Genomic DNA, 19073 nt, shown 5'->3' with positions numbered 1-19073 from the left:
GGGAGAAGACGCGCCATGCCGCTGACGCCGACCGACGAGATCGCCCGCCGCGCCCGCGCGGCCGGCACCGGAGTGGGGGCCTTCAACGTCCTCCAGCTCGAACACGCCCAGGCCATCGTGGCCGGCGCGGAGGACGCCGACCGGCCGGTCGTCCTCCAGATCAGCGAGAACACCGTCCGCTACCACGGCGCCCTGGAACCCGTCGCCCTCGCCTCCCTGGCGGTCGCCCGCGCCGCCAAGGTCCCCGTCGCCGTCCACCTCGACCACGCCGAGAACCCCGACCTCGTCCGCGAGGCCGTCGGACTCGGCCTGGGCTCCGTCATGTTCGACGCCTCGAAGCTCCCCTACGCCGAGAACGTCGCCGCGACCCGCGAGGTCGTGGAGGAGTGCCACCGCCACGGCGTGTGGGTCGAGGCCGAACTCGGCGAGGTCGGCGGCAAGGGCGGCGCCCACACCCCGGGCGTGCGCACGGACCCGGAGGAGGCCCGCGCCTTCGTCGCCGCCACCGGAGTCGACGCCCTCGCCGTCGCCGTCGGCAGCTCCCACCAGATGCTGACCCGCGACGCGGTCCTCGACTTCGACCTGATCGCCCGTCTGCGCGTCGCGGTCGACGTCCCGCTGGTCCTCCACGGCTCCTCCGGGGTCTCGAACGCGGACCTCGCCACCGCCGTCACGGCCGGCATGACCAAGGTGAACGTCTCCACCCACCTGAACAAGGCCTTCACCCGGGCGGTCCGCGACCACCTCGCCGACCACCCCGACGCGGTCGACCCCCGCCACTACCTGACCCCGGCCCGCGCGGCCGTGGCCCGGGAGGTCGCCCTCCTCCTGGCGGTCCTCGCCCCGGCCTGACCGGGGTGCGCGCGGCCGTCGCCCTCGGCGTCCCCGCGACCGGGGGCGCCTTCCCCCCCGGACCACCGCGTGATCGCCGAGGCGGGTCCCACCCCCGCGTGACCGGGCGGCCGGGCCCCGGGGCGGAGGCCGGCGGCGTACGCCCGGCGGTGGGGTCCGCCGGTCCGGTGGACGGATAACCGGTTGCCCGCCGGTGCGGCGGCGGATCCAATGTCCGGCGTGACCATCCGGGTGTGCCCACCGGGGCGGGAAGCGGGGGACGCGGACCGCCGGTCCCGGCCGGCGCGGCGCGGCCCGGACGGACCGCGACCGCACCGTCCCAGGGGAGGCGCCACCCGATGAACACAGCAGCGAGCACGTCAGCGAGCACGTCACCGCTACCGCCGCCGACGAGTACGCCGCCACCGCCGAGCGTGTCACCGTCACTGCCCGGAGCGGAGCACCGGGCGGACGGCCCGCCCGTCCGTCTGGGCGCCCTCCTCCCGCTGTCGCCGCCCGGCTGGGTCGAGGCGGGCCGGCACCTGCTCGCCGGACTCGACCTGGCCGTCCGCGAGGTCAACGACACCGGCGGCATCGACGGCCGGCCGCTGGAACTCCTGGTCCGGGACACCGCGGCCGACCCGGAGCGGGCCGCGGCGGCCGTGGACGAACTGGCCGGCCTGGGCGTGGCCGCCGTGGCGGGCGAGTACCACAGCGTCGTCGCCCGTGCCGCCGCCGCCCGCGCCGACGCCCTCGGCGTGCCGTTCCTCTGCTCCTCCGCCGTGCTCGACGCGCTCACCGAGGAGCCGACGGAGTGGGTCGCGCGCCTGGCCCCGGCCCAGTCCCACGGCTGGCGGCTCTACGCGGACTTCCTCCTCGCCGAGGGCCGGCACCGGATCGCCGTGGCGACCCAGCCGAGCGTCTACTGGACGTCCGGGATCCGCGTCCTGCGGGAGCGCCTCGCCCCCCGAGGCGGCACCGTCCTCGAACTCGACGCGAACGCGCTCGCCCCCGGGGCCCTGTGCGACGCGCTCGTCGAGCACGGCGCGACCGCGCTCCTCCTCCTCGTCGGCCAACCGGAGCCGGCGGTGCCGGTCGTCAGGGCCGTCCGGGGCGACCGGCGGCTCGCGGAGCTCCTGATCGGCGCCCCGGCCGGACAGCCGGAGTTCCCGGGATGGGCCGCGGCGCTGGGCGGGGACGGCGACGGGATCCCGTTCCTGCGCTACCTGCCCGAGTCCCCGGGCCCGCTCGCCGAACGGGTCGGCGGGAAACTCCGCGAACGGCTGGGCGAGGACCCCTCCTTCGTCGCCTTCGAGGGCTGGGACACCGTCACCTTCCTCGCCGCGGCGCTGCGTTCCCACGGCACGGACCGGGCGTCCGTCGCCGCGTCGTGGCCGCGCGTGGAGGCCGAGGGCACCCGCGGACCGATCCGGTTCTCCCGCACGCCGGGCATCGGCGTCCTGCAGTGGACCTGGGCCCCGGTCCAGGTCGCCGACCGCGACCCGGCCGAACCCGGTCGCTTCCGCGTCCTGCGCACCGGCTGAGCGACCACACGGGAAGGGCCCGGACCGCCCCCGGTCCGGGCCCTTCCCGCGGTCGGCCGGTCAGCCCGCCCGCTCCACCACGAACACGGGGATCTCGCGGTCGGTCTTGCGCTGGTAGTCGGCGTAGTCCGGGAAGGCGGCGACGGCCCGGTCCCACCACTCCCGGCGCTCCTCGCCGGTGACGACGCGCGCCTTCATGTCCCACACCTCGGTCCCGTCGCGCAGCTCGACCAGCGGCGAGGCGACGAGGTTGTGGTACCAGACGGGGTGCTTCACGGCGCCGCCGTTCGACGCCACGAGCGCGTACGCCCCGTCGTGCTCGACCCGCATCAGCGGGGTCTTGCGGAGCTTGCCGCTCTTCGCGCCGCGGTTGGTCACCAGGACCACGGGCAGGCCGCGCATGGTCGTGCCCTTCGTGCCCCCGGAGGACTCGTAGAGCTCGACCTGGTTCCGCACCCACTCCTCCGGGCTGGGCTCGTACTCACCTTCGAGGGGCATGGGCGTCCTTTCGGGTCGTGTCCGGCGTCGCCGGCTCGGCGTCGGACCCGACGCTATCCGACCGCCCCCGCGCGCGGGAGCAGGCCGCTCCGGCGGGTGGTGTCGGTACCGGCCCGTAGAGTGGCGCACGACGGCGACACGACGGCGGTACGGCGCGGGGGAGCAACGGCATGCGGGAGTTGTTCCTGACGCGGGAGCGGGCGTGCGTCCGGTGGCTCGACCTGCCGGGGGAAGGACCCGTACGGGTCTTCGTCCACGGCCTCGGGTGCACGGCCGCCTCGGACTTCGCCCACATCGCCACCCACCCCGCGCTCCGCGGCGGCCGGGCGCTCCTGGTGGACCTCCTCGGACACGGACTGAGCGACCGGCCCGCGGACTTCGACTACCGCATGGAGTCCCAGGCGGCGGTGGTGGCCGCCGTCCTCGACCACCTGGGCGTGGCGGGGGTGGACCTCGTCGGGCACTCGATGGGCGGCGCCGTGGCCGTCCACCTGGCGGCGGCCCGGCCCGACCTGGTCGCCCGGCTCGTGGTGGCCGAGCCCAACCTGTACGCGGGCGGGGGCCCGTTCAGCTCGCCGGTGGCCGCCCAGAGCGAGGAGGCGTTCGTGGAGAGGGGCTTCTCCCGCATGCTCGCCCTCGCCGGACGCGCCGACTACGCCGCCCGGCTGCGCCTCGCCGACCCGCTGGCCGTCCACCGCAGCGCGGTGGCGCTCGTCGAGGGGAGCACACCCGCCACGGGGGACCTGCTGGCCGGGATCACGGCGCCCCGCGCGTTCCTCGTCGGGGAGGCGAGCCTGCCGGACGCCGCCGCGGAGAAGGCCGCCGCGTTCGGCGTCCCGGTGACCGTGGTCCCCGACGCGGGGCACAACCTGATGCTGGACAACCCGGACGGCTTCGCCGAGGCGCTCGCCCGCTCCCTCGCGGAGGCTCCGGCGCACTCCGTGGACTAGACGGGCTCCAAGGGCTCCAGGGATCGGACGGATCGGAGGGACTCCGAGGACCGCACGGGCGCTGCGGACTCCGAGGACCCCACGGACCCCAAGGGCTGGACGGCCTCCGCGACCGGACGGTCCGGACGGGCCGGACGGACCGTGCCGCTCGGGCAGGTCCCGTTTCCGGCCACCCGCGTGCCTGATCAGGCCACCCGGAGGGGCTTCGGAGGGGGTTCGATTGCAGGCGTATGGCGGATGCATGACAAGGCGTCAACTTCCTTGAGCTACGCCCGTAGAGCCGCCAGGCTGCTGATCACGCCGGGACCGGCCACACCGGTTCCGACCGTGTACGTGGCCCCACGTGCACCCCCCCCACAGTCGTGCCGTCCCACCCCCCGGGCACGACGCGGACGAGGAGGACTCCCTCGCAATGGCACTCCCGAAGAGCACCAAGACCCGCTTCGCCGTGACGGCCTCCGCCGCCACCGCGGCCGCCCTGCTCGGCACCTTCGCCGCCGTCCCCGCCCAGGCGGCCCCGGCCGAGGGAACGGTCCTCGCGGCCGGTTCGGCCGACGCCGTCCCCGGCAGCTACATCGTCACCCTGAAGCAGGGCGCGGGCTTCGAGGCCGGTTCGGACAAGGGCCGGAAGCTGATATCCGCCTACGGCGGCACCGTCCGCAGGACGTTCGGCTCCGCCCTCAACGGCTACACGGCCGCCCTCGACGCGACGGCGGCCCGCCGCCTCGCCGCCGACCCGTCCGTCGCCTCCGTCGAGCAGAACCAGGTGGTCCGCTCCGACGCGACGCAGACCGGCGCCCCCTGGGGCCTGGACCGCATCGACCAGGCGAACCTGCCGCTCTCCGGCACGTACACCTACCCCGACAGCGCGGGCGGCGGCGTCACGGCCTACGTCATCGACACCGGGGTCCGGATCAGCCACTCCCAGCTGACCGGGCGCGCCGTGAACGGCTACGACGCGGTCGAGGGCGACACGGTCGCCCAGGACGGCAACGGACACGGCACCCACGTCGCCACGACCATCGCCGGCACCACCTACGGCGTGGCCAAGAAGGCGAAGGTCGTCGCCGTCCGCGTCCTCGACAACAACGGCTCCGGCACCACCGCCGGAGTCATCGCGGGCATCGACTGGGTCACCTCCCACCACACCGCCGGCACCCCGGCCGTGGCCAACCTCTCCCTCGGCGGCGGCGCCTCCACCACCCTCGACAACGCGGTGAAGAGGTCCATCGCCGACGGCATCACCTACGCCGTCGCGGCCGGCAACTCCGGTGCCGACGCCTCCTCCTCGTCGCCCGCCCGGGTCGCCGAGGCCCTCACGGTCGGCGCCACGAGCAACACCGACGCGAAGGCGAGCTGGTCCAACTACGGCTCGGTGCTCGACCTCTTCGCCCCCGGCGTGTCCATCACCGCGGGCTGGCACACGAGCGACAGCGCCACCAACACCATCTCGGGCACCTCGATGGCCGCCCCGCACGTGGCGGGCGCCGCGGCGGTCCACCTCGCCGGGCACCCCTCCGCCACCCCGGCCCAGGTCGCCACGGCCCTCGTCAACGGCTCCACGCCCGGCAAGGTCACCGGCCCGGGCAGCGGCTCCCCGAACCGCCTCCTGCGGATCGTCCCGTAACACGGGCCGCGACACGGCCCGAGGCACCACCGGATCGGGAAACGCCCCGGAGGCAGCCGGCGCCTCCGGGGCGTCACCGTGCCCCGGGGCCCGCCCCGGCGGGATCCCGGCGGACCCCCGCCGCCCGGTGGCGCGGGCGGCCCGCCGCGTGCGTCAGGATGGGGCCATGACCGAGATCCGCACCCCCCGCCTCGTCCTCCGCCGCTGGAGCGACGACGACCTCGTCCCGCTGTCCGAGATCAACGCCGACCCCGAGGTCATGCGCCGGATCGGCGACGGCTCGGTCCGCGACCTGGAGGAGACCGCCGAGGACATCGAGCGGTACGAGGAGGAGTGGGACGAGGAGGGCTTCGGCCTCTTCGCCGTGGAGCTCATCGCCTCCGGCGAGCTGATCGGCCTCGCGGGACTCTCCGTGCCGGACGAGACGGCGCCGGACGTCGAGATCCACTGGCGTCTCGGTCGGCAGTTCTGGGGCCAGGGGTACGCCTCCGAGGCCGCCCACGCGGTCCTCGAGTGGGCGCTCCAGGACCGGGGGCTCGACCGGGTCGTCGCCGTCACGCACCTCGGCGACCGCGCGTCCGAGAACGTCGTTGCCAAGCTCGGCATGGAACCCGAGCGCGACAAGGACCACCCGGTCCTCGGCATCCCCCTGCGCGTCCACGTCATCGACCTCACCGAGTACCAGGCGTGAACCCGGGGGGGGCGTCCGGCCGGTGGAGACCGCGGACGCCCCCTCGGGGAACCGGTCAGTGCCGCTCGGGCAGGTCCCGCTCCGCCGGCAGCGACGAGAAGTCACGGGCCGAGGGCGAGGCGGCGCGCGACGACGGTGCCGCCGGCTTCTCGCCGCAGAACGCCGCCTCCAGCGTGCCGCCGAGCGCCGTGTTGACCACGCCGCGGTTCGAGGAGTTGGCCATGGCCGAGAGGCTGCGCCGGCCGTCGCGCGTCGAGAAGGCGTACGTGTAGAAGCCCTGCACGGTGCCGGTGTGGCCGTACACCCGGGTGCCGCACGACAGGTCGTAGCGGCGCAGGCCGAGTCCGTAGGACCGGGCGCCGGCGGTGTCCGTCGGCGTCACCGTCGTCATCGCCTCCATCATGGCCGGGGACAGCAGACGGCCGCTCATGAGGGCCTCGGTGAAGGTGTTCAGATCGGCGGGGCTGGAGATGACGGCCCCGGCCGACTGCGCCCAGGACGCGGTCTGCTCCGTGGAGTCCACCAGCGGGTCGCCGGCCGCGTCGGGGTACAGGTACCCGCGCACGTGCCGGCCCGCGATGCGGGTGTCGGGGTGGACGTACGAGGTGTCCCGCAGCCCCAGCGGCTTGAAGACGCGGCGCTGGTACGCGTCCGCCACCGGCTTGCCCGTGAGCTTCTCGATGAGCATCCCGACCACCACGAAGTTGGCGTTCGAGTACTTGTACGACACGCCGGGTTCGGTGGTCCGGGGCAGCGCCAGGGAGAGCTTCACGAGCTCCCGGTAGCCGAACACCCTGTTCCGCACGGACTCGAAGCCCGGCACCGTGTCGGCGAACATCGGGTCGGTGTAGTCGGCGAGCCCGCTGCGGTGGGTGAGCAGGTGACGGACCGTGATGCGGTCGTCGGGGAGCAGGCCGGGCAGGTAGGTGTTGACCGGCGAGTCGAGCTTCAGTCGCTTCTCCTGCACCAGCTGGAGGAGCACGACCGCGGAGAACGTCTTGCTGACGCTGCCGATCCGGAACCGCGACCGGACGTCCATGGGCGTGCCCTTCACGCGGTCCTGGACGCCGACCGTGCGGCTCTGGACGCCGCCGGGGCCGGAGAAGCGGGCCATCGCCCCCGGCGCGCCGTCGGCCACGGCGGCGTCCAGCGCGGCGACCACGCCCTTCATGTCGGGGGCGGGAACGGTTTTGGCCGCCGGGGCGGCGGGAGCCTGCGGGACGGCCGGGGTCCGCGGGGCGGCGGACGCGCCGGTGGCGGGGGCCACGCCCGCGGCGAGTGCGGCGATCAGGGTGGCGCTCACGACCAGGCGTCGGTGCGGCGTCAGGGGCACGGTGGTTTCCTCGACTTCGTCGGAATCGTCCGGAACGGCACACGGCAGCGGTGCGCCGCGGGGCCCGGGGGAGCGCCGCCGTCACGGCGCGGCCCCGGGTCCATTGATCATGAGTGCCAACGCCCGGGAAGGGTTCCTGACACGGGTCGCGGAATGCGAAGGGGCCGGCTCCGATCCCCGCGGCCCGCTTCCCGCGGTCGCGCCCGGACGTCCGCGACTTGTCCCCGCGGTCGCGTCCGGACGCCCGCGGCCCGCCTCCGACGTGCCCCGCGTACCCTCGTGACGTGCCCGTTTCCCGTCTGCATCGCGTCGCCGTCCTCGTCCTCGAAGGGGCGAAACCCCTCGACGTCGGCATCCCCGCGCAGGTGTTCACGACCCGCGCGAGCATGCCGTACGAGGTGCGGGTGTGCGGCGCCGAACCCGGTGTCGTCGCCGGGGGCGACGGCCTGGCGTACCAGGTCGCCCACGGCCTGGACGCGCTCGCGTGGGCCGACATCGTCTTCGTCCCCGGCTACCGCTTCCCCGACCGCGAGGACCCGCCGGGGGCCGTCGTCGACGCGCTGATCGCCGCCCACGCGCGGGGCGCGCGGCTCGCCGCGATCTCCACGGGCGCCTTCGCGCTGGCCGCCACGGGACTCCTCGACGGCAGGCGCGCCACCACGCACTGGCACTACGCGCGGGCGCTCGCCGCGAAGCGCCCCCTGATCCGCGTCGACGAGAACGTCCTCTTCGTCGACGAGGGCAGCGTCCTGACGTCCGCGGGCGCCGCCTCGGGGATCGACCTGTGCCTGCACATCCTGCGCGGGGACCTCGGGGTGGCCGCGTCGAACCACGCGGCCCGGCGCCTGGTCGCCGCCCCGTACCGCAGCGGCGGCCAGGCGCAGTACGTGCCGCGCAGCGTGCCCGAACCGCTCGGCGAGCGGTTCGCCGCCACCCGCGAGTGGGCGCTGCACCGCCTCGGCGAACCCCTCACCCTCGACGTCCTGGCCCGGCACGCGGCGGTGTCGGCGCGCACCTTCTCGCGCCGGTTCGTCGAGGACACCGGCTACACCCCCATGCAGTGGGTCATGCGGGCCCGCGTCGACCGGGCCCGCGAACTGCTCGAACGCTCCGAGCGGGGCGTCGAGCAGATCGCCGCCGACGTGGGCCTCGGCACCGGGGCCAATCTGCGGCTGCACTTCCAGCGGATCCTGGGCACCACGCCGAGCGAGTACCGCCGCACGTTCGCCCAGGGCGAGTAGGGGGACGGGGCCGGTTCCGGGGCCGGTGACGCTCTGGCGCGATACTTGCGGACCGTGGCGATCACGCCGCTGTCACGGGCGGGCGCCGCGCACGAGCATGGGTGGCGAACCGAAGGGACATCGTCATGACTCGTATCGCCATCAACGGATTCGGCCGCATCGGACGCAACGTGCTGCGCGCGCTGCTCGAGCGCGACAGCAGCCTCGAGATCGTCGCCGTCAACGACCTCACCGAGCCCACCGCGCTCGCGCGTCTCCTCGCCTTCGACTCGACCTCCGGTCGCCTCGGCCGCCCCGTGAGCGTGGACGGCGACACCCTGGTCGTCGACGGGCACCGCATCAAGGTGCTCGCCGAGCGCGAGCCGGCGCAGCTCCCCTGGGCCGAGCTCGGCGTCGACATCGTCCTGGAGGCGACCGGCCGCTTCACGTCGGCCAAGGCGGCCCGCGCCCACATCGACGCGGGTGCCAGGAAGGTGCTCGTCAGCGCGCCCGCCGACGGCGCCGACGTCACCCTCGCGTACGGCGTCAACACCGACGCGTACGACGCGGAGCTGCACACGATCGTCTCGAACGCCTCGTGCACGACCAACGCGCTCGCCCCCCTGGCCAAGGTCCTCGACGACCTCGCCGGCATCGAGCACGGCTTCATGACGACGGTCCACGCCTACACGCAGGAGCAGAACCTGCAGGACGGCCCGCACCGCGACCCGCGCCGCGCCCGCGCCGCCGGCGTCAACATCGTCCCGACCTCGACGGGCGCCGCCAAGGCCATCGGCCTCGTGCTGCCCAACCTGGACGGCAAGCTGTCCGGCGACTCCATCCGCGTGCCGGTCCCGGTCGGCTCGATCGTCGAGCTGAACACGACCGTCTCCCGCGACGTGACCCGCGAGGACGTCCTCGCGGCGTACCGCACCGCCGCCGAGGGCCCGCTCAAGGGCGTCCTGGAGTACTCGGAGGACGCGCTCGTCTCCTCCGACATCACCGGCAACCCGGCCTCCTCGATCTTCGACTCGGAGCTCACCCGCGTCGAGGGCCGCCACGTCAAGGTCGTCGCCTGGTACGACAACGAGTGGGGCTTCTCGAACCGCGTGATCGACTCGCTCGAGCTCCTCGCCGGCTGACGAGGACGCCGACGGTCCCCGAAGCCGCCGTCCCCGGCAGGCGGACCACCGCGCGCCGGCCCCCGCACCCGCGGGGGCCGGCGCGTTTCCGTTTCCGGGCCCGCCGCCCCGGACCCCTCCCGACCCGCCGACCGGGCGGTCTCCGCCGCCCGACCGACCCGGCCGGCCCTACCGGTTCCCGTCGTCCGGGTCCACCGGCAGGCCCACTTCCTCGCGGTCCTCTTCGAGGCGCTCGTCGAGCTCCTTCTCGTCGGGGCGCCGGGGCAGGCCGCGGCCGTGCCCGGTGTCGGGGTCGCCCTCGACTTCCTCGTTCGACTTGTGGTGAGGTGCCATCGGTCTCTCCTTGCCCTGCGACTGCGGGACCGCGCGGCCGGCCGGCCGTCGTACGGGTCCGGGCTCCGGCGGCGCGAGGGGTCCCTCACAGTCGAACCCGGCGCCCACCGCTCCGCAAACGGAGCGTTCCGGCGTCCCGGCCGGTCAGGAGCGGGGCCGCGCCGGCGGCTCCAGGGCCCTGCCGATCGTCTGGTCCGGGTCGAGCACGAGCCCGAGGCGCAGGGTGGACTGCGAGAGGACGCCCCACAGGGCGTCGCTCAGGAAATGGGTCAGGTCGTCGAGCGAACTCCTCGACTCGGGGCGGGCGGCCCACTGGTTGACCACCCCGTCCACCAGGCCGACCATCCCGAACGCCAGGTTGAGGGTGAAGCCCGCGGGCGCCTTCCCGCCGTCGACCAGCTGCTCGGCGTACGCGTCGAGCAGCCGCGCCAGGTGGAGGGCGATGGCCGTGCGGGTGCCCGCGACCACCCGGGAGCCGGTGGCGTCCTGCTCGGGCGAGCCGGTGCCGAGGAACCGGTGGAGCCGGGGGTGCTCCGCCACCCAGCCGACGTAGGTGGCGGCGGCGAGCTCGACGGCCTCCCGGACGGTGCCCTTCGGGTCGAGGGCCGGATACAGCGCGGCCAGCAGGTCGTCGGCGATGCGCGCCCGGATCCGCTCGTCCAGGTCCTCGCGGCTGCGGAAGATCCGGTAGATCACGGAACGGGGCATCCCGGCCTCGGCGCCGATCGCCGCCACGCTGACCGAGGGGCCCTCCCTGCCGATCACGTCGAGGGCCGCGGCGAGGACCTGGTCGCGGCGCTCGGCCCGGTGGCCGGACCAGCGCGTGTCCCGTCCGTCGGGGCGCCCGTCGCTGCGTTCTCGTCTGTCCTCCGCCACGGCGTGGATCGTACCCGCCCCGATCAAGAGGGCGCGCACGGTCCGTTCCCGGGGGTGGCGCATTGTGTGTTACCGCCGGTACCTTGGACGCAGTGACACAGGTAAATTCCCGCACCGGGCGGCGGCGTCCGAAGCCCGGAGCACCGGTGCGGAAGCACGCGGGACGGCGACAGAGGGGTATCGAGATGGAGCACCAGCACGTCGATGTGCTGATCATCGGCGCGGGGCTGTCCGGCATCAGCGCCGCCTGCCACCTGGCCGACGGGAACCCCGGCACCACGTACGCCGTCATCGAGCGGCGCGCGCGGGTCGGCGGCACCTGGGACCTGTTCCGCTACCCGGGCATCCGCTCGGACTCGGACATGTACACCTTCGGCTACGGCTTCCGCGCCTGGCACGGCACCAGGATCCTCGCCGAGGGCACGGACATCCGGCGCTACGTCCAGGAGACCGCCGAGGAGCGCGGCGTCACCGAGCACATCCGCTTCGGCCGCAAGGCCGTGCGCGCGGACTGGTCGAGCGACGAGGAGCGGTGGACCGTCGAGATCCTGGACGAGGCCACCGGCGCGACCGAGCTCTGGAAGGCCCGCTTCGTCGTGGGCGCCACCGGCTACTACGACTACGACGCCGGCCACCGGCCGCAGTTCCCCGGCGAGGAGCGCTTCGGCGGTACCCTCGTGCACCCGCAGCACTGGCCCGAGGACCTCGACCACACCGGCAAGCGCGTGGTCGTCATCGGCAGCGGCGCCACCGCCATCACCCTGGTCCCCTCGATGGCCGACACCGCCGCGCACGTCACCATGCTCCAGCGCTCGCCCACGTACATCCTGGCGCTGCCCGCCGACGACCCCGTCTCCACCGTCCTGCGCGCGCTCCGCGTCCCGGCCGGACTCGTCCACCGCGTGGGCCGCGCCCGCAACATCGCGCTCCAGCGCGGCCTCTACGCCCTGTGCCGCAAGGCGCCGCGCCTCATGCGCGGGGTGCTGCTCGGCGCCGTCCGGGCACGGCTCGGCAAGAGCGTCGACATGCGCCACTTCACCCCGTCGTACAAGCCCTGGGACCAGCGGCTGTGCGTGGTGCCCGGCGGCGACCTCTTCAAGACCCTGAAGAGCGGCAGGGCCTCCGTGGTCACCGACCGCATCGAGACGTTCACCGAGAACGGGATCAGGGTGGAGTCCGGCGAGGAGATCCCCGCCGACATCGTCGTCACCGCCACCGGCCTGCGGATGCAGCTCGCCGGCGGCATGGAGATCGCGGTCGACGGCGAGCCGCTCGTCACCCGCGACCACCTCCTGTACAAGGGCGTGATGCTCGACGGCGTCCCCAACCTGGCGATGATCATCGGCTACACCAACGCCTCCTGGACCCTCAAGGCCGACCTCGCCTGCGCGTACGTCAGCCGGCTGATCGCCCACATGGACCGGCACGGCCTCGCCACCGCCACCCCCGTCGCCGCCGCGTCCGACCGCTCCGACGTCTCCGTCATGGGCGAGTCGCTGACCTCCGGCTACATCGCGCGCGGCGACGCGATCATGCCCCGCCAGGGCACCCGGGACCCCTGGCGGATCTGGAACGACTACTACCGCGACCGGCGGGCCCTGCGGGACTCCCCCGTCGAGGACCCCGCGCTCCGCCTCGGGCGGACCGCTCCCGGGACACGGCCCGCCACCGACCGGCAGGACCACGCCCCGGCGGTCTGACGCCGAACCCGCCACCCCTCCGGAGACCGCACACGAGAGATCGAGGACGACGATGACCATCAGCCGGGAGAGCTACTACGAAAGGCTCCAGACCCTCTCCGAGGCGTCGGTGCACATCCACTTCGACGCCTTCACCGACATCGACTGGGACAACCCCGAGTTCGCCATCGACCCGAAGGACCCCCGCTGGGTGCTCCCCGCGGCCGACCCGCTGGGCGGTCACCCGTGGTACCAGGCGCAGCCGCTGGAGGTCCGGACGAAGATCGGCCTGTGGCGGTACGCCAACATCGTCAAGGTCGGCATGCAGTTCGAGAACGTCCTCATCCGCGGGGTGATGGACTACCTCTTCTCGCTGCCGAACCAGAACCCGGAGTTCCGCTACCTCACCCACGAGGCCACGGAGGAGTGCCACCACACCCAGATGTTCCAGGAGTTCGTCAACCGCGCGGGCGCCGACGTGCCCGGCGGCCGACGCTCCTTCCGGGTCGCCAGCCGCTTCCTGCCGCTGGCCGGCTCCCTCGTACCCGAGTCGTTCTTCACCGGCGTCCTGGCCGGCGAGGAGCCCATCGACCACCTCCAGAAGGCGATCCTGCGCGGCGGCGAGGACATCCACCCGCTGATGCGGCGGCTCATGCAGATCCACGTCGCCGAGGAGGCCCGGCACATCTCCTTCGCCCACGAGTTCCTCCGCGTCAAGGTCCCCGGCTACGGGAAGTTCCGCAGGGGCGCCCTCTCGGTGGCCTTCCCGGTCATCATGCGCGTCCTCGGCGACGTCATCGTGGTCCCCGACCGGAAGACCGCCGAGAAGATCGGGGTCCCCCACTGGGTCATCAAGGACATCTTCTGGAAGTCGCCCGACGGCGAGAAGATGCTCCGCGACCTCTTCTCCGACGTGCGGATGCTCGCCGAGGACATCGGCCTGATGAACCGCGCCTCCCGGAAGGTGTGGCGGGCCCTGCGCATCGACGGCCGCCCGTCCCGCTTCCGCGGCGAACCCGCCCCGCACGCCGCCTGACGCACCGGCTCCTCGTCCGGCAGGCGTACGCCGCCCGAGCAGCACGCCCGCCCGCCCGCCGGGCGGGACCGCCGGCCGGGAACCGTCCCGGCGGCCCCCGTGAACGTGAACGGAGAACCGCTCCCCATGCCCTACGTCGTCACCCGGTCGTGCTGCGCCGACGCGTCGTGTGTGCTGGCCTGCCCGGTCAACTGCATCCACCCCGCCCCCGGCGAACCGGGCTTCGGACAGACCGACATGCTGTACGTCGACCCCCGCACCTGCGTCGACTGCGGGGCGTGCACGACGGCCTGCCCGGTGGACGCCCTCAAACCGCACACCAAGCTCACCGAGGGCGAGCTGCCGTTCCTGGAGATCAACCGCGCCTACTACGACACCTCCCCGCACGCCGACCGCACGCCCATGGCCCTCGTGCCCCCGCAGCGCCGGGTGGAGACCACCGGGCTGCGGGTGGCCGTGGTCGGCGCCGGACCGGCCGGACTGTTCGCCGCCGACGAACTGCTCCGCCACCCCGGAGTGAGCGTCACCGTCCACGACCGGCTGCCCACCCCGTACGGACTCGCGCGGGCGGGAGTGGCGCCCGACCACCAGGACACCAAGCGGGTCACCGAGCTCTTCCGGGCCATCGAGGGCCAGCCGGGCTTCTCGTACCGGCTCAACACCCGGATCGGCCGCGACCTGCACCACGAGGACCTGGTCCGCGACCACCACGCCGTGGTGTACGCCGTGGGCGCGGCCACCGACCGGCGCCTCGGCATCGAGGGCGAGGACCTGCCCGGCAGCGCCTCCGCCACCGACTTCGTCGCCTGGTACAACGGCCACCCCGACCACGACGGCGCCTTCCACCCGCTGGACTCCGAACGGGCCGTCGTCGTCGGCAACGGCAACGTGGCCCTGGACGTGGCCCGGATCCTGACCGCCGACCCCGACGCCCTCGCCCGCACCGACATCTCCGACCGCGCCCTGGCTGCGCTGCGCGCGAGCCGGGTCCGCGAGGTCGTCGTCCTCGGGCGGCGCGGACCGGCGGAGGCCGCCTTCACCCTGCCCGAACTGGTCGCGCTCGCCGCCCTCGACGGCGTCGACGTCCTCGTGGAGGGCTGGCCCGAGGACCTGCCGGCGGACGCCACGCCGAAGACGGAGGTCCTCGCCGAACTCGCCGCCCGCACCCCCGTTCCGGGCCGCCGCCGGATCGTCCTGCGCTTCCTGACCGGCCCGGCACGCATCGAGGGCGACGACCGGGTGACCGGTCTGACCGTCGTGCGGACCGAGCTGCGCCACGCCGACGACGGCACCGTGCGGGCCGTCCCCACCACCGACAGCGAGACCGTCGGGACCTCCCTGGTCCTGCGCGCCGTCGGCTACCGCGCCGAACCGGTCCCGGGCCTGCCGTTCGACGCGGAGACCGGCACGGTGCCGCACGAGCGGGGCCGGGTCGAGCCGGGCGTCTACGTCACCGGCTGGATCAAGCGCGGCCCCACCGGCTTCATCGGCACCAACAAGTCCTGCGCCCAGGAGACCGTCACCACGCTCCTCAACGACCTCGAAGCCGGTCGTCTGACCGCCCCCGCCGGCCCGTCGGCCACCACGGCCCGCCCCGACGCCGTCGACCTCGACGGCTGGCGGGCGATCGACGCCGCCGAGCGCGCCGAGGGCCGCGCCCAGGACCGCCCCCGCGTCAAGCTCGTCGACCGGGAGGAACTGCTCACCGCCGCGCGCCGCCCCGTCTCCCCCTGACGACGCCGACGCGACCGGCCGGGGGGACGGGAGCGTCACCGGCACCCCCGCCCACGCGGCCCTCTCCTCCGCTCACCCTCCCGGTCGACGCGAGCGCCCTCCGCGATTGGTTCTCCCCGGCAGGGGTACCCGCCGGACGGCGCCGCCCGGTGAAGGGGCGGGCCTACGGCAGACCGGTCGAGGAGGAGACGGCACGATGGCGGGCAACAAGGAGAACCAGGACGTGGTCGCGGCCATTCTGAAGGACCACCGCACGATGGAGGACCTGTTCCGCCGGATGCGGAGCGTCGAGGCGGACCGCGCCGCCGCGCTGAAGGAGTTCTCGGCCCTGCTCATCGCGCACGGCGAGGCCGAGGAGACCGAGGTCTACGGAGCGCTCAAGCGCTTCAAGAAGGTCGACAACGAGGAAGTGGACCACGGCACGGAGGAGCACGAGGAGGGGAACAAGGCCCTCCTCGCCCTCCTGGAGGTCGACGACATCGGCTCCGACGAGTGGGACGAGCGCCTGGAGGACCTCGTCGAGGCGGTCACCCACCACCTCGACGAGGAGGAGCGCACCATCCTCAACGACGCCCGGGAGAGCGTCCCCGACGAGCGCAGGGCCGAGCTGGGCGACGCCTTCCTGAAGGAGCGCGCCAGGCAGCTCGCCTCGGACTGCGGCCGCGTGGAGAACGTGCGCGAGGTCGTCCACGGATGATGCGGGGAACCCGTCGGCGGGCGGCCCGAGCGGCGCGCCCACCGGCGGGGTCTCACCTCCCCGCGCTCCCGCCGGCCCCCACCGGTGCCGCGTCGGCGGTCAGGGGCGCAGTGCCGAGCCCGGCCCCCCGGCCGAGGCCTTCGAGGAACTCGCCGACGGCCTCCTCGGAGGTCCACGACGGCGTCCAGTCCAGCTCCTCGCGGGCCCGTGAGGAGTCGAGCACGGGCAGCCGCATGACCGCGTCGAACAGACCCGGCGCGGCGGGCACCAGACGCAGGTGCCACCCGGCGGCGAGCACGGCACGGGTCACGCCCGCCGGCAGCGGAACGGCACGGGCCCCCAGGAGCCGGGCCAGCACGTCGGCGTCGAGCACCGGATCGGCCGCCAGGTTGAACGACCCCCGGACCGGCCGCACCACGGCCGCCCGGTAGGCCTCGGCCGCGTCGTCGGTGTGCAGGGCCTGGAAGCGCAGGCCCTTGACGGAGGGCACGACGGGCAGCACGCCCGGCCGCACGGCCCGCCACGGCAGGAGCGGGCCCGCGAAGATGCGGCGCTGCTCGCTCGCCGCCTCCTCCTTGAACAGGAACGACGGCCTCATCCGCACGACCCGGAGGTCCGGGTGCGAGAGCTGGAACCCGTCCAGGTAGCGCTCCAGATAGGCCTTCTCGCGGGTGTAGGCCGCGCCGGGCCAGCCGTGGGTGGGCCAGGACTCGTCGACGGGCCGCCCGTCCGACGGGCCGGGGGAGTAGGCGCCGACCGAGGAGGCGTGCACCAGGGAGTGCACCCCCGCCCGGGCGCACGCCTCGAAGACCCTCACGCTGCCCAGGACGTTGGTGCGCCAGGTCTCGACCGGGTCGTGCGTGGGCTGGAACTTCCAGGCGAGGTGGACGACCGCGTCGGCCCCCGCGAACAGCCCCGCCAGGTCGGGGCCGCCGGGGTCGACGTTCGCCGACGCCCAGCGCACCCCGCCGATCCGGAGCTCGGGGACCCGGCGGGCCACACCGAGCACGTCCGTGACCGTACGGTCGCGGACGAGGGCCCGGACCACGCTGGTCCCGACGTTTCCGGTGGCTCCTGTGACGACGACCCTCATGGCGCTTGTCCAATCGCGGGGGACGGATGGAGGCGGCGGGGACACGCCCACCGCCGGTTCTCGGCCGGGAAACCGGCCACGCCCTGCGAGTGACCGCGCGGCGCGCTCCGTAAACGCCGCCCGCCGCTCACCCCTCCGGCCGGGGGCACCCGTCGGGCACGGGCACGGGCGGCACCTCCACCTCGAACCAGACGGCCTTGCCGCCGTCCCTCGGGACGCAGCCCCAGGCGGCCGACAGCCGCTCCAGGAGGTACAGGCCGTGCCCGGAGGAGCGGCTCGGACGGTGCGGGCCGTGGGGCCGGGGGCGCACCGGACTGGTGTCGCTGACCTGGACCCACAACCGGCCCCCGACGCGGTCGAGACGCAGCTCGTACGGAACGCCGCCGTGCCTGAACGCGTTGGTGACGACCTCGGAGACGAGCAGCAGGACGTCCGCGGCGGCGACCCGCCCGGGCGCGCCGGCGGCCCCGAACCACTCGCTCAGCGCCCGCCGCGTCAGGTCCCGGCACGCGCCCACCGTCCCGGGGTCCTCCGTCAGTCGGTAACGACGGGTGCCGGTGGCCACGGGCTGTCCACGCTGACCGTTCATACGCTGCGGGTTCCCCGGCCGTCGGGGACGAATCGTGCGGTAACGGTCATTCTGCTGATGGCTCCGGCTCCGGCTCCGGCTTCGTCTTCGCTCGGGCTCGGGCTCGGGATTCGGCTCCGCTCCGGAACCGGCTCCGGTTTCGACTCCGTCTCCGGTTTCGGCCGATCCCTCGCGCGGGGCGGTGGCCACGCCTTTTTCCCCCGACCCCCTTTCGTAACCGCTCGAATCTCGGGAATGTGACCACAGTTATCGGAAAGAGGTAAAAGGAGTAAAAGGTGTGAGAGGAACGGTGAAATCGATGAAGTCCATGGCGTGCGTGCGTGAAGAAGAGGTGGGGGACGAGAGGTTCGAACCCCGACGGGGTCATGGCTGACGGCGAGGGCGGGGGAGACGGAATGCAGGTGCGGAGGCTCTTGTTGCGCGGGGCGCAGAGGGTGGTGTCGCGCTGCCGGGACTTCACGGCGGAGGCGTTGGCGGACTGGGGGTGGATTCCGGCGGGGAGCGAGGCGGGGGAGGAGCGGGTGGAGGACGTGCTGCTCCTGGTGTCGGAGGTGGTGACCAACGCCTGTCTGCATGCCGGGGGACCGGAGGAGTTCGTCCTGCGGCGCGGACGCGAGGGGCTGCGGGTGGAGGTGGCCGACGCCAGTTCCGAACCGCCCCGGGCGCACGCCGCCCGTTCGCCCGCGCTGCCGGGCGGGCACGGTCTGATGGTCCTGGACAGGCTGGCGGGAGCGTGGGGCTACGAGACCAGGGGGCCGGGAGCGATGGGGAAGGTGGTGTGGCTGGAGGTCAGCCTGCCGTCCCGTCCGTGACCTCGTCCGCGGGCCCGTCCCCGGCGGTGCCGTCGGTGGTGAGACCTTCTCTGAGCTCGCCGAGGACGCGGGTGAGCAGCCGCGAGACGTGCATCTGGGAGAGCCCGATCCGCCGGCCGATCTCGGCCTGGGTGAGCTCCTCCCCGAAGCGGAGTTCCAGGATGTGCCGGTCGCGCTCGTCGAGCCGGTCGAGCAGGGGTCGGAGCGAGGTGAGGTCCTCGATCAGCTCGTAGGAGGTTTCGGCGGTCGCCAGGTGCCGGGGCTTCGCGCCGGAGGCGTTGCCGTCGTCGCCGGCCGGGGTGTCGAGGGAGCGGGTGGCGTAGCCGTGGGCGGCGAGTTGGCCTTCGGCGATTTCTTCTTCGGTGAGGTGGAGGTGGTGGGCGAGTTC

At 74.1% G+C, this 19073-nt stretch carries 19 protein-coding genes; 12 read left to right on the top strand and 7 right to left on the bottom strand.

All coding sequences use genetic code 11. From position 1 onward, the window contains the following. The first annotated feature begins 15 nt into the window (after window positions 1–15). Window positions 16–852, top strand: a complete 837-nt coding sequence (locus ACIQKA_RS19300) for a ketose-bisphosphate aldolase (protein ID WP_383154351.1) — start codon at window positions 16–18, stop codon at window positions 850–852. 338 nt (window positions 853–1190) lie between these two features. Further along, the gene (locus ACIQKA_RS19295) at window positions 1191–2375 is read left to right on the top strand and encodes an ABC transporter substrate-binding protein (RefSeq protein ID WP_402541659.1); all 1185 of its coding nucleotides are present in this window, start codon (window positions 1191–1193) and stop codon (window positions 2373–2375) included. A gap of 60 nt (window positions 2376–2435) precedes the next feature. On the opposite strand, the gene ACIQKA_RS19290 is transcribed toward ACIQKA_RS19295, so the two are convergent. Beyond that, window positions 2436–2873, bottom strand: a complete 438-nt coding sequence (locus ACIQKA_RS19290; protein WP_383154354.1) for a nitroreductase family deazaflavin-dependent oxidoreductase — start codon at window positions 2871–2873, stop codon at window positions 2436–2438. 170 nt (window positions 2874–3043) lie between these two features. Between ACIQKA_RS19290 and ACIQKA_RS19285 the strand changes: the two genes are divergently transcribed. The 3 genes from ACIQKA_RS19285 (at window position 3044) to ACIQKA_RS19275 (ending at window position 6141) form a co-directional block, all read left to right on the top strand. Continuing rightward, entirely contained in the window at window positions 3044–3823 is a 780-nt protein-coding gene (locus tag ACIQKA_RS19285) for an alpha/beta fold hydrolase (protein ID WP_391094890.1), read from the top strand. Window positions 3824–4235: 412 nt separating this feature from the next. Then, a complete protein-coding gene (locus tag ACIQKA_RS19280; RefSeq protein WP_402541658.1) occupies window positions 4236–5450 on the top strand; it encodes a S8 family peptidase in 1215 nt (404 codons plus the stop codon). A 166-nt stretch (window positions 5451–5616) separates the two neighbouring features. Next, the gene (locus ACIQKA_RS19275) at window positions 5617–6141 is read left to right on the top strand and encodes a GNAT family N-acetyltransferase (protein ID WP_383154361.1); all 525 of its coding nucleotides are present in this window, start codon (window positions 5617–5619) and stop codon (window positions 6139–6141) included. A gap of 55 nt (window positions 6142–6196) precedes the next feature. Here ACIQKA_RS19275 and ACIQKA_RS19270 read toward each other — a convergent pair whose 3' ends face one another. Next, entirely contained in the window at window positions 6197–7474 is a 1278-nt protein-coding gene (locus ACIQKA_RS19270; RefSeq protein WP_402541657.1) for a serine hydrolase domain-containing protein, read from the bottom strand. Window positions 7475–7758: 284 nt separating this feature from the next. Between ACIQKA_RS19270 and ACIQKA_RS19265 the strand changes: the two genes are divergently transcribed. Beyond that, entirely contained in the window at window positions 7759–8715 is a 957-nt protein-coding gene (locus ACIQKA_RS19265; RefSeq protein WP_383154366.1) for a GlxA family transcriptional regulator, read from the top strand. Between the two features lie 125 nt (window positions 8716–8840). Beyond that, window positions 8841–9836 carry a type I glyceraldehyde-3-phosphate dehydrogenase gene (gap, locus tag ACIQKA_RS19260; RefSeq protein WP_383432880.1) on the top strand — a complete coding sequence of 332 codons (996 nt, stop codon included), beginning with the start codon at window positions 8841–8843 and terminating at the stop codon, window positions 9834–9836. 168 nt (window positions 9837–10004) lie between these two features. On the opposite strand, the gene ACIQKA_RS19255 is transcribed toward gap, so the two are convergent. Then, window positions 10005–10169, bottom strand: a complete 165-nt coding sequence (locus ACIQKA_RS19255) for a hypothetical protein (RefSeq protein WP_383160138.1) — start codon at window positions 10167–10169, stop codon at window positions 10005–10007. Window positions 10170–10313: 144 nt separating this feature from the next. After that, entirely contained in the window at window positions 10314–11045 is a 732-nt protein-coding gene (locus ACIQKA_RS19250; RefSeq protein WP_402541655.1) for a TetR/AcrR family transcriptional regulator, read from the bottom strand. 185 nt (window positions 11046–11230) lie between these two features. Between ACIQKA_RS19250 and ACIQKA_RS19245 the strand changes: the two genes are divergently transcribed. The 4 genes from ACIQKA_RS19245 (at window position 11231) to ACIQKA_RS19230 (ending at window position 16191) form a co-directional block, all read left to right on the top strand. Then, on the top strand, window positions 11231–12745 hold the full coding sequence (locus ACIQKA_RS19245; RefSeq protein WP_402541654.1) for a flavin-containing monooxygenase: 1515 nt from the start codon (window positions 11231–11233) through the stop codon (window positions 12743–12745). A gap of 52 nt (window positions 12746–12797) precedes the next feature. Continuing rightward, complete coding sequence (locus tag ACIQKA_RS19240; protein ID WP_383160146.1) at window positions 12798–13760, top strand: diiron oxygenase; 963 nt, start codon at window positions 12798–12800, stop codon at window positions 13758–13760. A gap of 126 nt (window positions 13761–13886) precedes the next feature. Further along, window positions 13887–15494 (top strand): FAD-dependent oxidoreductase, encoded by a 1608-nt coding sequence (locus ACIQKA_RS19235; protein WP_402541653.1) that lies wholly within the window; start codon window positions 13887–13889, stop codon window positions 15492–15494. Window positions 15495–15690: 196 nt separating this feature from the next. Then, window positions 15691–16191 carry a hemerythrin domain-containing protein gene (locus ACIQKA_RS19230; protein WP_383160151.1) on the top strand — a complete coding sequence of 167 codons (501 nt, stop codon included), beginning with the start codon at window positions 15691–15693 and terminating at the stop codon, window positions 16189–16191. A 52-nt stretch (window positions 16192–16243) separates the two neighbouring features. On the opposite strand, the gene ACIQKA_RS19225 is transcribed toward ACIQKA_RS19230, so the two are convergent. Together ACIQKA_RS19225 and ACIQKA_RS19220 are read right to left on the bottom strand one after the other, a co-directional pair. Beyond that, complete coding sequence (locus ACIQKA_RS19225) at window positions 16244–17284, bottom strand: NAD-dependent epimerase/dehydratase family protein (RefSeq protein WP_391094877.1); 1041 nt, start codon at window positions 17282–17284, stop codon at window positions 16244–16246. Window positions 17285–17411: 127 nt separating this feature from the next. After that, complete coding sequence (locus ACIQKA_RS19220; protein WP_402541650.1) at window positions 17412–17873, bottom strand: ATP-binding protein; 462 nt, start codon at window positions 17871–17873, stop codon at window positions 17412–17414. Between the two features lie 416 nt (window positions 17874–18289). On the opposite strand from ACIQKA_RS19220, the gene ACIQKA_RS19215 reads away from it, so the two are divergent. Then, window positions 18290–18685 (top strand): ATP-binding protein, encoded by a 396-nt coding sequence (locus ACIQKA_RS19215; RefSeq protein WP_391094873.1) that lies wholly within the window; start codon window positions 18290–18292, stop codon window positions 18683–18685. Here the strand turns inward: ACIQKA_RS19215 and ACIQKA_RS19210 are convergent. Then, window positions 18663–19073: sigma-70 family RNA polymerase sigma factor (locus ACIQKA_RS19210; protein ID WP_391094871.1), on the bottom strand; the 411-nt coding region annotated here is incomplete at its 5' end. The two genes, ACIQKA_RS19215 and ACIQKA_RS19210, sit on opposite strands and share 23 nt — an antisense overlap.

It is taken from the genome of Streptomyces sp. NPDC092045, from assembly GCF_044756005.1.
Taxonomy (GTDB): domain Bacteria; phylum Actinomycetota; class Actinomycetes; order Streptomycetales; family Streptomycetaceae; genus Streptomyces.
This window is presented reverse-complemented; position numbering and strand designations above follow the sequence as displayed.

Excerpts from the sequence above, each read along its gene's own strand:
- ACIQKA_RS19240 (WP_383160146.1), top strand. The coding sequence starts at position 12,798 with ATGACCATCAGCCGGGAGAGCTACTACGAAAGGCTCCAGACCCTCTCC.
- ACIQKA_RS19255 (WP_383160138.1), bottom strand. The coding sequence starts at position 10,169 with ATGGCACCTCACCACAAGTCGAACGAGGAAGTCGAGGGCGACCCCGAC.
- ACIQKA_RS19280 (WP_402541658.1), top strand. The coding sequence starts at position 4,236 with ATGGCACTCCCGAAGAGCACCAAGACCCGCTTCGCCGTGACGGCCTCC.
- ACIQKA_RS19235 (WP_402541653.1), top strand. The coding sequence starts at position 13,887 with ATGCCCTACGTCGTCACCCGGTCGTGCTGCGCCGACGCGTCGTGTGTG.
- ACIQKA_RS19245 (WP_402541654.1), top strand. The coding sequence starts at position 11,231 with ATGGAGCACCAGCACGTCGATGTGCTGATCATCGGCGCGGGGCTGTCC.
- ACIQKA_RS19285 (WP_391094890.1), top strand. The coding sequence starts at position 3,044 with ATGCGGGAGTTGTTCCTGACGCGGGAGCGGGCGTGCGTCCGGTGGCTC.
- ACIQKA_RS19290 (WP_383154354.1), bottom strand. The coding sequence starts at position 2,873 with ATGCCCCTCGAAGGTGAGTACGAGCCCAGCCCGGAGGAGTGGGTGCGG.
- ACIQKA_RS19220 (WP_402541650.1), bottom strand. The coding sequence starts at position 17,873 with ATGAACGGTCAGCGTGGACAGCCCGTGGCCACCGGCACCCGTCGTTAC.
- ACIQKA_RS19230 (WP_383160151.1), top strand. The coding sequence starts at position 15,691 with ATGGCGGGCAACAAGGAGAACCAGGACGTGGTCGCGGCCATTCTGAAG.
- gap (WP_383432880.1), top strand. The coding sequence starts at position 8,841 with ATGACTCGTATCGCCATCAACGGATTCGGCCGCATCGGACGCAACGTG.
- ACIQKA_RS19295 (WP_402541659.1), top strand. The coding sequence starts at position 1,191 with ATGAACACAGCAGCGAGCACGTCAGCGAGCACGTCACCGCTACCGCCG.
- ACIQKA_RS19225 (WP_391094877.1), bottom strand. The coding sequence starts at position 17,284 with ATGAGGGTCGTCGTCACAGGAGCCACCGGAAACGTCGGGACCAGCGTG.
- ACIQKA_RS19300 (WP_383154351.1), top strand. The coding sequence starts at position 16 with ATGCCGCTGACGCCGACCGACGAGATCGCCCGCCGCGCCCGCGCGGCC.
- ACIQKA_RS19275 (WP_383154361.1), top strand. The coding sequence starts at position 5,617 with ATGACCGAGATCCGCACCCCCCGCCTCGTCCTCCGCCGCTGGAGCGAC.